This is a genomic window from Streptomyces californicus, from assembly GCF_000717645.1.
Taxonomy (GTDB): Bacteria; Actinomycetota; Actinomycetes; order Streptomycetales; family Streptomycetaceae; genus Streptomyces; species Streptomyces californicus.
In genome coordinates this window covers 30,957-41,507 of sequence record NZ_JNZZ01000040.1, presented here as the reverse complement: position 1 = coordinate 41,507, position 10,551 = coordinate 30,957, and the positions used below count along the sequence as shown (strand labels likewise).

The following is a 10,551-nucleotide window of genomic DNA, read 5'->3' as shown; positions in this document are numbered from 1 at the left end:
GCTTGCGGGTGTTCGGGGGCGGGCTCGGTCATGGGTCGATGGTGCCGGGCGGAGGTTGCCCGGTCGTTGCGCCGGGGTCACGGGGCTTTGCCGCCGCCTCACGGTGGGGGCGGGGGCGGTGTGCGGGGGCCGTCGTCCGGCCGGTTCTCGGGCGGGGGCCGGGGCCTGTCCTTCGGCCGGTTCGCGGGGCGGTGTGCCGGGGGCGGGCGTCCGCCTGGAGCGCGGCGGAGGCGGTGGCCGGGGCGGTCGTCGGTCCGGTGCGCGGCAGTGGCAGGGCGGTGTGCCGGGGGTGGGCGTCCGGCCGGTGCGGGCGGTGGGCGGGCCTCCGTCCGCCCGGTGCGCGGCGGTGGCGGACGCCACAACCGGGGCGGCCGGCGAACCTTCGCGGCGTGCCCGTCGTCAGGTGGGGTGAGGGAGCGGGGACGCGGCGCGCGGACGGCGCGGCGGCGATGACGAGTGACGGACGGACGGGTGGGGCTCGTGGTGCGTGGGAAGAGCGGGGAGAGACGGATGCCCGTCGCAGGGCTGACGGGTCCTCGGGCCGGGGCGCCTCGGGTGCTGGAGTGGTTCGCCGGGCCGGCTGCGGTGGTCCGGCGGGCGGGGCGCCGGCTCGCGGGCGTGCGGCCGCCGCGTACCCGGCGGGGGCGACGGCGGCTGGTGCAGGTAGTGATGGCCGCCTGCGTGCTCGCTGTCGTGCCCGCCACCTGGATGCGGCTGGAGGCCGGGGGCCGGGTCGGCACGGTGGCCGACGCCCCGGCCCGGGAGGTCGCCGTGGTGTTCGGCGCGGGGCTGTGGAAGGGGCGGCCGACCCCGTACCTCGCGCACCGGCTGGACGCGGCGGCCGAGCTCTACCGTGCCGGGAAGGTGCGGGTCGTGCTGGTCACCGGGGACAACAGCCGCGTGGAGTACGACGAGCCGGACGCGATGCGCACGTACCTGACCGCGCACGGGGTGCCGGACGAGCGGATCGTGAGCGACTACGCCGGGTTCGACTCCTGGGACTCCTGCGTCCGGGCCAGGAAGATCTTCGGCGTCGACCGGGCCGTGCTGGTGAGCCAGGGCTTCCACATCCACCGGGCGGTCGCGCTGTGCCGGTCCGCCGGGATCGACGCGTACGGGGTCGGGGTCGACGAACCGCGCGACGCCACCTGGTACTACGGCGGGGCCCGGGAGCTGGCGGCCTCGGGCAAGGCGGCCCTGGACGCCCTGCTCCGGCCCGACCCGCACTTTCTGGGACCGCGCGAGCCCGGGGTGGCCGACGCGCTGGCGAGCGGGGCGCCCTGACGGATCGCCGCCCGCCGGGAGGCGCACCCCGCCCGGAGCCACCGCCTCCGCAGCCCCGGCCCGCCCACGGGCCCGGCGTCACCCGGGGTGCGGGCCGCCGCCCCGGGCCGTCGGCTTTTCCGGCGGGCGGGCGGCGGCCCAGCGGCCCCCGGGGATCAGGACGCCGCCGGTGCGCAGCGAGCGGGTCACGGCGGACGCGGCGAGGTAGACCCAGGCCCGCGCGGAGCCCCCGTCCGGGCCCGGCAGCTCGACCTCGCGGGCGACGCGTTCGTACAGGTTGCGCGGGTGGCCGGGGCCGAGGAACTCCTCCAAGTGGTCCAGCAGCCCCAGCAGCTCCCCGTACACCCCGGGCGCGGCGGCGAGCAGCGTGCCGTGGACCCTGCCGTGGCCCTCGATCGCGTACGGATAGCCGGGGCCCTCGTACAGCAGCGCCCGGGGCAGCACGGCGGGGCGCTCCCACGCCGTACGGCCCCGGAGGAACAGGTCGTGGTTGGGTTCGCCCGGCAGCAGCGTCCCGTACACGAAGAAGGGCGGTTCGGCGTCGGTGGCGCCGCCGCCCGGGGCGGACGTCGTCATCGCCGCCGTCACAGGGCTGCCGGGGGCGCCGTCTCCGCCGTCACCCAGCCGAGGTAGCGGGCGCTGCCCCGGACGACCGGCAGGGCGATGATCTCCGGGGTGTCGTAGTCGTGCTCCCGCTGGAGGTGCTCCTCCAGCTCGTCGTAGCGCTCCGCCGTCGTCTTGAGGAAGATCTGCCACTCCTCGGAGGTCTCGATGGCGCTCTGCCAGCGGTAGACGGAGGTGACGGGGGCGGAGATCTGCGCACAGGCCGCCAGCCTGGCCTCCACCGCCGACCGGGCCAGGGCGTGGGCCTTGTCCTCGCTGTCGGTCGTGGTCAGTACGGTCAGCCATGCTGGCGGCGCTGTCATCGTCGGTCTCCTCCGTGTTCGGCGGGCTCCCTGCCCAGGGGCCTTCGATGCGATTGTCGGCCCACGGGGCGTCACGCGCCGTACGGACGGGCCTTTCTGGCGTCGCGCAGGGCGGTGCCCCACCACACGAGCTGGTCCAGCAGCGTCTTGGCGGCCGCGTCGGCGGGTTCCGGGTCGAGGTGGCGTCCCTCGTCGTCGAAGAGGGCCCCGGCGTTGTGGAAGGACACGGTGTCGCGGAGGGTGACGGTGTGCAGCTCGGCGAAGACCTGCCGCAGGTGCTCGACGGCACGCAGGCCGCCGGAGATGCCGCCGTAGCCGACGAAGGCGACGGGTTTGGCCTGCCATTCGGCGCTGTGCCAGTCGATGAGGGTCTTCAGCGGGGCGGGGAAGGAGTGGTTGTACTCGGGGGTGAGGACGACGAAGGCGTCGGCGGCGGCGAGCCGGGCGGAGACCGCGCCGAGGCGGGCGGCGGCGTCGGCGTCGGGGCTGAAGGTGATGGCGGCGGGCAGGTCGGCCTCGGCGACGTCGATCAGGTCGGTCTCGACGCCGGGGTGCCTCGCCGCGCGGGCCAGGAACCAGGCGGCGACGACGGGCCCGAAGCGGCCGTCGCGGTTGCTGCCGAGGATGACGGCGACCTTGAGGGGGGCGGCGGGCTCGGTGGACGTGGTGGGGTGCGCGGAGGCGGCTGTGGTGGTCATGGGGACGACCTTTCAGCCTCAACCATGGTTGAGGTCAAGTCCGTCCTCGGAGGAGCCACCGCCGGGGGTGGCTACGGTGGCGGCATGACGACGCGCCCGCAGAACGCCCCGGCCGCCCCCGCGCCCCACATCGAGTTCGACGGGCGGCCGGCCACCGAGGAGGATCTGCGGATTCCCGCGCTCCACGGCTTCGGCCACTTCACCGCCCTCCAGGTGCGGGGCGGCGCGGTCCGCGGCCTGGGCGCGCACCTCGACCGGCTGGACGCCGCGAACCGGGAGCTGTTCGGGCGGCCGCTGGGCGGCGACCGGGTGCGGGAGCTGATCCGGCACGCCCTGGCCGGTGCGGGGCGGGCGGACGCCTCGGTGCGCGTCAACGCCTATCTGCCGCCGGGGGCGGCCGAGACCGTCCTGATGGTGGCGGTCCGGGAGCCCGCCGCGCTGCCCGCTGCCGCGCGGAGCCTGATGTCGGTCCCGTACGCGCGTCCGGCCCCGCACATCAAGCGGCCCGGCGAGTTCGGACAGACGTACTACGGGATGCTGGCCGGCCGGGCGGGCTTCGACGAGGCGCTGCTCACCCTGCCAAGCGGCGCGGTGACCGAGGGGGCGACCACCAACGTCGGCTTCTGGGACGGCGCTTCGGTGGTGTGGCCGGACGCCCCGGCGCTCACCGGCACGACGATGACGCTGCTGGAGCGGGGGCTCGACCGGGCCGGGCGCCCCTCGGTGCGCCGCCCGGTGACGCTGGAGGGCCCGGACGGGGTGGGCCGCTTCCGCGCCGCCTTCGTCTGCAACTCGCAGGGGATCGCGCCGATCCAGCGGATCGACGCCACCCCCTTCACGGTCGACGAGGAGCTGATGCGGGAGCTGCGCGCGGCGTACGGGGCGGCTCCGGCGGACGCCGTGTGACGGCACGTTCGGCAGCGGGGCCGACGCCGCGCCGGGCGCGCGAGGCCGGGCCCCCGGCCTGACGCGGCCCGGCATGGCGGACCATGGAGCCATGCAGATCCACATCGAGGCTTCGGACCTCCCCGGCCGCGACTGCGGTCCGGACAGCGACTTCCCGGGATTCGCCGACATCCACGTGGGCGTCCAGCGCAAGGACCGGCCGGGCGAACTGCTCGGCCTGCACCCGGGGGACGCCCCCTCCGCGTCGTGGACCCTCGACTGCACGGCCACCGCCACGGCGGACGGGGTCGAGGTGGCGGGGCCGTACATTCAGAACCGGCTGGGCGGGCGGTTCGTCTACCTGTCCTGGGGAACGGTGGACGAGGCCGGGGTCTTCACCATGTTCCGGCGCGCCAAACTGATGTTCTCCGACATCGAGCCGGAGATCCTGGAGTCGGCCGCCCGCACCGGCCACCTCACCGGGCGGCTCGGACTGACCGACGCCAAGGGGCAGCCGTTGTGCGCCCGGGTGCGTCCGCCGCGGATCGTCTGGAGCGCCACGCACGGCGCGTGAGCGGGGCTCAACACCCTCCGACGTACGGGGGAGCATGCCCGTCGCGCACGTCGGAGGGGGTGCCCGTCGTGTCCGGCGGGTGCGCCCGGCCGGATCCGACGCCCCCGTCGGCCCAGGGGGGGAAGTGGGCCGACGATCCGGCCCCGGCCTCACCGGTCCTGGGGGGGGTGGACCGGTGAGGGCGGGCGCCGCAGGGGCGGAGGATCCGTCCCGTGGGGGGTGTCTTGCGTGTGCCCGGGCCCCGCGAAGCCATGCATGTGATGTACGTCACACATCATGCGGTGCCTCACTCGATCGGCACCCGGGCCGCCGGTGCGGACCGAACGGCCCAGAGACACCGCCCCCACCTGCGGTGATCCACTCCGGCAAGGGTGCCGCGCCGGTCCGTACGGGTGAAAGCTGATGTGGTGTCAGGAGGCGTGGGCGGCGGTGTCCCCGTTGGCTCGGGGTCAGGACACACCCGCTCGCGCCGTCTGCCCGGAGGATCACCATGCGCAGTCCTGCCCGCCTCGTGACCGGCACCGTCGGTGCCGCGTTCACCGTCATCGCGTTCGGTCTCACCGCCGCCGCTCCGTCCGCGTACGCGGGTGACTTCGGCCGCCTGGAGATCACCCCGGCCACCGCTCCCCCCGGCGCCACCGTCACCGTGAACACCACGGCCTGCGGCCCCAAGGGCTCCGGCATCGGCGACGCCAACGAACTGGACGCCGGCGACTTCGAGATGCGCGCCGGCACCCACAAGGAGGTGCTGGTCGGCCAGTTCACCGTGCCGCACGACACCCGCCCCGGCGACTACGAGATCGTCGTCTCCTGCGACAACGGCAAGGACGCGGTGGGCGACCTCAAGGTGATCGGCGGCGGCAAGCCCGACAAGCCGATCCACGACCGGCCGTCCGGCCACGTGCGCACCGGGGTCGGCGGCAGCGTCGAGCCGAACTCCACCCAGGTCGCCCTCGGTGTCGGGGTGATCGGACTGGCCGCAGTCGGCGGACTGTGGCTGCTGCGCCGCCGCTCCGAGAGCGCCGAAGGAAGCTGAGCCACACGTCCTGGGCTCTGCTTTTCCCCCCTCGACCGGGCGGGGCGCGTCCCCGAGCGCGCCCCGCCCGCCCCCGTACCGCCGACCGAGGACGACGCCTTGTCACCGAGCGCGCAGAAGGCCAAGGGCTGGCTGGTGGGCATCGCCGTGCTGTGCGGCATCTGGCTCGTCCAGAACGGCCCCGGCGGCCAGATCGTCCCGCCGCAGCCCTCCAGCGCCCAGGCGTTCGCCGCCGGGCCGCAGCTCCAGCCCGGCTCGCCGGTCGCCGAGCCGATGGACCGCTCCGAGCCGGTCCGCATCCGCATCCCGGTCATCGAGGTGGACGCCCCGATGACCCGGCTGGGGCTGGCCGCCGACGGCAGCCTCGACGTACCGCCGGACGAGAACCGCAACCTGGCCGGCTGGTACGGGGGCGGCGTCCCGCCCGGCGCGCGCGGCACCGCGATCGTCGCGGGGCACGTGGACAACGCGGACGGCCCGGCGGTCTTCTACGCGCTGGGCTCCCTGACCAAGGGCACCACCGTCGAGGTGGACCGCAGGGACGGGAGCACGGCGGTGTTCTCGATCGACGCGATCGAGGTCTACGACAACGACGACTTCCCCGACCAGCGCGTCTACGGCGACGCCCCGCACGCCGCGCTCCGGCTGATCACGTGCGGCGGCGGTTTCTCCAAGGAGACCGGCTACCAGGGCAACGTGGTCGCGTACGCGCACCTCACCGGCGTGCGCTGAACGAGCCGGGGTGCGCTCAACGAGTCCTCAGGCACCGTGCGAGCCGGTGTGCGCCGGGCAGCCGTGTTCGGCGGACCTCACGCGCTCCACCCGGCCTCACCCGTTCCGCCCGGCCCTCACGCGTTCCACTGGTCGAAGCCCAGCTTGGCCACCAGCGAGAACACCACGGTCAGCAGCACCGCCCGTACGAAGCCGCTCCCCCGGCTCAGCGCCATCCGGGCCCCGACCATCCCGCCCGCCAGGTTGAAGACCGCCATCACGGCCGCGAGCTGCCACAGCACGGTCCCCTGGTACGCGAACATCGCCAGCGCCCCGGCGTTCGTGCACACGTTGACGATCTTCGCCGTGGCCGACGCCGTCACCAGGTCCAGGTGGAGCACCGCGGTCAGGGCCAGCACCAGGAACGTGCCGGTGCCGGGCCCGAACAGCCCGTCGTAGAAGCCGATGCCGCCGCCGACCAGCACGACCGCCATGACGATCCGGGCCCGGGTGACCGGCCGGTCCGTGCCGTCGCCCGCCGCCGTACCGAAGGACGGGCGCAGCATGACGAAGGCCGCGACCCCCAGCAGCACCACCATGATCACCGGGCGGAGCACGTCGCTGCTGATCCCGGCGGCGAAGAACGCCCCGGTCATCGATCCCGCCAGCGCCATCAACCCGACCCGCACGGCGAGCCCCACCCGTACCGGGGCCTTGCGCAGATAGGTCACCGCGGCGCCCGAGGTGCCCACGATCGCGACGGCCTTGTTGGTACCGAGGACGTGGGCGGCGGGGACGTGCGGGAGGCCGAGCAGCAGCGCGGGCAGGAGCAGCAGTCCGCCGCCGCCCACCACCGCGTCGATCCAGCCGGCGGCGGCCGCGGCGAGGCAGAGGAGGATCAGAGTGGTCAGGGATATGTCAGGCACGACCCGACCTTAGACGCCTGTCACCCGCTCGCTCTCCCCCGTCCGCACCCCGGACCGGCTCCCACCGCCGCTCACAGGTTCTCGCCCCGTCCGCATCCCGGACCGGCGCGCCCGTCCCGCCCCCGTCCGTGCCCCGGACCGGCTCCCGCCGACCCGGCGCGCCCGTCCCGCCCCGCGCCGTCCGGCCTCCCTCACAAGCGCCCGTCCTCGCCGCTGAGCGCAAGGTTCCGCCCGGGAAACAGCCGGGATGCGGCCGGGTAACACCCCCCGCCCAGGCTCGGTCCATGAGGACAACCGACGGAGGCCACTGAGATGCCGGAGCCCACCTTCGACCCGAGCGCCATGGCGGCCCACCCCTCGGACCGCGGCCGGGCGCGCGCCGCCGTCCCGGACGCCCCCGCCGGCGCTCCGACGATCGTGGTCGTCGGGCACGGCATGGTCGGCCAGCGGTTCCTGGAGGAGCTGGCCGAGCGCGGGCTGACCCCGGAGGCCGGCGGCGCGCGCGTCGTCGTGCTCTGCGAGGAGCCCCGGCCCGCCTACGACCGGGTGCGACTCAGCTCGTACTTCGACGGGCGCGGCCCCGATGACCTCTCCCTGGTGGAGCCGGACTTCATGGCCCGGCACGGCATCGAACTGCGCGTCGGCGACCCGGCGACGGCGGTGGACCGGGCCGGGCGGACGGTGACCGCGCGGTCCGGGGCGGTGTTCCCGTACGACACGCTGGTGCTGGCGACGGGCTCGTACCCGTACGTGCCGCCGGTGCCGGGGAGGGACGCCCGGGGCTGCTTCGTGTACCGGACGATCGAGGACCTGCGCGCGATCGAGGCGTACGCGAAGGGCGCGGCAACCGGCGCGGTGGTCGGCGGCGGGCTGTTGGGCCTGGAGGCGGCCGGGGCGCTGAAGGGGCTCGGGCTGGCCACCCACGTGGTGGAGTTCGCGCCGCGGCTCATGCCGGTCCAGGTGGACGAGGGCGGCGGGGCGGCTCTGCTGCGGACCGTCGAGGGCCTGGGGCTGACGGTCCGCACGGGGGTCGGTACGCGGGAGGTCACCGTGGACGGGAGCGGCGCGGTGAGCGGGATGGCCCTCTCCGACGGGTCCTCGCTCGCCGTCGACCTCGTCGTCTTCTCGGCGGGCGTACGGCCCCGCGACGAACTGGCCCGGGAGTGCGGCCTCGCGCTCGGGGAGCGCGGCGGGATCGCCGTGGACGAGGAGTGCCGGACGTCGGACCCGGCGGTGTTCGCGATCGGTGAGTGCGCGCTGGCCGCCGACGGGCGGGTGTACGGGCTGGTCGCGCCGGGGTACGAGATGGCGCGCACGGCGGCCGAGGCCGTCGCGGGCGGCCGCTCCGCGTTCACCGGGGCCGACCTGTCGACGAAGCTGAAGCTGCTCGGGGTGGACGTGGCCTCGTTCGGGGACGCGCACGGCGCCTCCGAGGGGGCGCTCGACGTCGTCTACTCCGACGCCCGGTCGGGGGTCTACAAGAAGCTGGTGGTCGGCCCGGACGGGACCCTGCTGGGCGGGGTGCTGGTCGGGGACGCGGAGAGTTACGGCACGCTGCGGTCGCTGACGGGCTCGGTCCTGCCGGTCGCCCCCGAGGAGTTGGTGCTGCCGGCCGGGGCGGGCGGCGGTCCGGTGGCGCTCGGCCCCGCCGCGCTGCCGGACGAGGCGGTGGTCTGCTCCTGCCACAACGTGACCAAGGGCGCCATCCGGGCGCACGGTTCGCTGCCCGAGGTGAAGAAGTGCACCAAGGCGGGCACGGGGTGCGGGAGTTGCCTCAAGCTGATCGGGCAGCTGATGCCGCCGCCCGCGGACGCCGGGCTGTGCGGCTGCTTCCCCCACAGCCGTTCGGAGGTGTACGAGATCGTGCGCACGCTGCGGATCACCTCGTTCTCCGCGCTGCTCGACGGGCACGGCCGCGAGGAGGCGCGGGGCGGGGACGGCTGCGAGGTCTGCAAGCCGGTCGTCGGCTCGGTCATCGCCTCGCTGGCCCCCACCGTGGGCGCGAGCGGCTATGTGCTGGACGGCGAGCAGGCGGCGCTCCAGGACACCAACGACCACTTCCTGGCCAACCTCCAGCGCAATGGTTCGTACTCGATCGTGCCGCGCATACCGGGCGGCGAGATCACCCCGGAGAAGCTCATCGTCATCGGTGAGGTGGCCCGCGACTTCGGCCTCTACACGAAGATCACCGGCGGCCAGCGCATCGACCTCTTCGGCGCCCGCGTCGACCAGCTCCCGCTGATCTGGTCCCGGCTGGTGGAGGCGGGCTTCGAGTCCGGGCACGCGTACGGGAAATCGCTGCGTACGGTGAAGTCCTGCGTGGGGCGGACCTGGTGCCGCTACGGGGTGCAGGACTCCGTGCGGATGGCGATCGACCTGGAGCTGCGCTACCGGGGGCTGCGCGCCCCGCACAAGCTGAAGTCGGCGGTCTCCGGCTGCGCCCGCGAGTGCGCGGAGGCCCGGGGCAAGGACTTCGGGATCATCGCCACCGCCGAGGGCTGGAACCTGTACGTCGGCGGCAACGGCGGGGCCGCCCCGCGCCACGCCGACCTGCTGGCCCAGGATCTGTCGGACGCCGAACTGGTGCGGCTCATCGACCGGTTCCTCATGTTCTACATCCGCACCGCCGACCGCCTGGAGCGCACCTCGGCCTGGCTGGAGCGGATCGACGGCGGCCTGGACCACGTCCGGGACGTGGTCGTCCACGACGCGCTGGGGCTGTGCGGAGAGTTGGAACGTCTGATGGCCGACCATGTCGCGGGCTACCGCGACGAGTGGGCCGAGACCATCAACGACCCCGATCGGCTGCGGCGGTTCGTGAGCTTCGTCAACGCGCCCGACGCCCCCGACCCCTCGGTGAGGTTCGTCCCGGAGCGGGACCAGGTCAAGCCCGATCTGGAGCTGCTCGCGGGGCCCGTGCTCGCCGTCCGCACTCTCGAAGGGACCGTATCCCGATGACCACCGCGACGATCACGACAACGCGGCAGAGCACGCCTTCGGCCACCCCCGCAACGTCCGCCCCGCCCGCAACGTCCGCCACTGCGGCGGTCCGTCTGGCCCACGGCGACGGCTGGTTCACGGTCTGCGATCGGGGGCTGCTGACCCCCGGTCGGGGCGTCTCCGTGCTGCTGCCGGACGGCGACCAGGCGGCCGTGTTCCTGGACCGGTCCGGCCGGGTGCACGCGGTCGGCAACCGGGACCCGTTCACCGGGGCCTACGTGCTCGCGCGGGGGCTGCTCGGCTCGGCGGGCGGGCGGCCGTTCGTGGCCTCCCCGCTGCTGAAGCAGCGGTTCGACCTGACGACGGGAGCGTGCCTGGACGACGAGGACGTGTCGGTGCCGGTGTTCGCCGTGCGGGTGGAGTGACACCCGGGCATGGGCGGGGCCCGGGTAAAGACCGACCGACCGCCCGGCCAGGGCGGGGCCTGGGCACGGACCGCCCGCCCCGGGCCTGCGCAACTCCTCCGCCGCCCGTTCACCTTCACGTGACGCCCCGTCAATTCCGTACTCCT

11 protein-coding genes are annotated in these 10,551 nt (G+C 74.8%); 7 read left to right on the top strand and 4 right to left on the bottom strand.

All coding sequences use genetic code 11. The features are described from left to right. The first annotated feature begins 510 nt into the window (after window positions 1–510). The gene (locus IF19_RS0132385) at window positions 511–1,284 is read left to right on the top strand and encodes a SanA/YdcF family protein (protein WP_078580568.1); all 774 of its coding nucleotides are present in this window, start codon (window positions 511–513) and stop codon (window positions 1,282–1,284) included. A 78-nt stretch (window positions 1,285–1,362) separates the two neighbouring features. Here the strand turns inward: IF19_RS0132385 and IF19_RS0132380 are convergent, their stop codons facing one another. The 3 genes from IF19_RS0132380 to IF19_RS0132370 all read right to left on the bottom strand — a co-directional run bounded on the left by IF19_RS0132380 (window position 1,363) and on the right by IF19_RS0132370 (window position 2,908). Further along, window positions 1,363–1,860 (bottom strand): gamma-glutamylcyclotransferase family protein, encoded by a 498-nt coding sequence (locus IF19_RS0132380; protein ID WP_106973623.1) that lies wholly within the window; start codon window positions 1,858–1,860, stop codon window positions 1,363–1,365. 8 nt (window positions 1,861–1,868) lie between these two features. Next, window positions 1,869–2,210, bottom strand: a complete 342-nt coding sequence (cutA, locus tag IF19_RS0132375) for a divalent-cation tolerance protein CutA (protein WP_030117531.1) — start codon at window positions 2,208–2,210, stop codon at window positions 1,869–1,871. Between the two features lie 71 nt (window positions 2,211–2,281). Continuing rightward, window positions 2,282–2,908, bottom strand: coding sequence for an NADPH-dependent FMN reductase (locus tag IF19_RS0132370; RefSeq protein WP_030117530.1), 627 nt, complete (start codon window positions 2,906–2,908; stop codon window positions 2,282–2,284). An 84-nt stretch (window positions 2,909–2,992) separates the two neighbouring features. On the opposite strand from IF19_RS0132370, the gene IF19_RS0132365 reads away from it, so the two are divergent. The 4 genes from IF19_RS0132365 (at window position 2,993) to IF19_RS0132350 (ending at window position 6,135) form a co-directional block, all read left to right on the top strand. Next, entirely contained in the window at window positions 2,993–3,814 is an 822-nt protein-coding gene (locus IF19_RS0132365; protein ID WP_030117529.1) for an aminotransferase class IV, read from the top strand. Window positions 3,815–3,905: 91 nt separating this feature from the next. Next, window positions 3,906–4,367 carry a DUF5990 family protein gene (locus tag IF19_RS0132360; protein ID WP_030117528.1) on the top strand — a complete coding sequence of 154 codons (462 nt, stop codon included), beginning with the start codon at window positions 3,906–3,908 and terminating at the stop codon, window positions 4,365–4,367. Between the two features lie 490 nt (window positions 4,368–4,857). Then, a complete protein-coding gene (locus IF19_RS0132355; RefSeq protein WP_030277190.1) occupies window positions 4,858–5,403 on the top strand; it encodes a hypothetical protein in 546 nt (181 codons plus the stop codon). A 99-nt stretch (window positions 5,404–5,502) separates the two neighbouring features. Continuing rightward, window positions 5,503–6,135 (top strand): class F sortase, encoded by a 633-nt coding sequence (locus IF19_RS0132350; RefSeq protein ID WP_030120221.1) that lies wholly within the window; start codon window positions 5,503–5,505, stop codon window positions 6,133–6,135. 116 nt (window positions 6,136–6,251) lie between these two features. Here IF19_RS0132350 and IF19_RS0132345 read toward each other — a convergent pair whose 3' ends face one another. Beyond that, complete coding sequence (locus IF19_RS0132345) at window positions 6,252–7,040, bottom strand: TSUP family transporter (protein WP_030117524.1); 789 nt, start codon at window positions 7,038–7,040, stop codon at window positions 6,252–6,254. Window positions 7,041–7,352: 312 nt separating this feature from the next. Here IF19_RS0132345 and nirB point away from each other — a divergent pair, with 312 nt between their 5' ends. Both nirB and nirD read left to right on the top strand, forming a co-directional pair. Continuing rightward, complete coding sequence (nirB, locus tag IF19_RS0132340) at window positions 7,353–9,998, top strand: nitrite reductase large subunit NirB (RefSeq protein WP_030120222.1); 2,646 nt, start codon at window positions 7,353–7,355, stop codon at window positions 9,996–9,998. Then, window positions 9,995–10,405, top strand: a complete 411-nt coding sequence (nirD, locus tag IF19_RS0132335; protein ID WP_030117521.1) for a nitrite reductase small subunit NirD — start codon at window positions 9,995–9,997, stop codon at window positions 10,403–10,405. The genes nirB and nirD overlap by 4 nt, the downstream gene beginning before the upstream one ends. The last annotated feature ends 146 nt before the right edge of the window (window positions 10,406–10,551 follow it).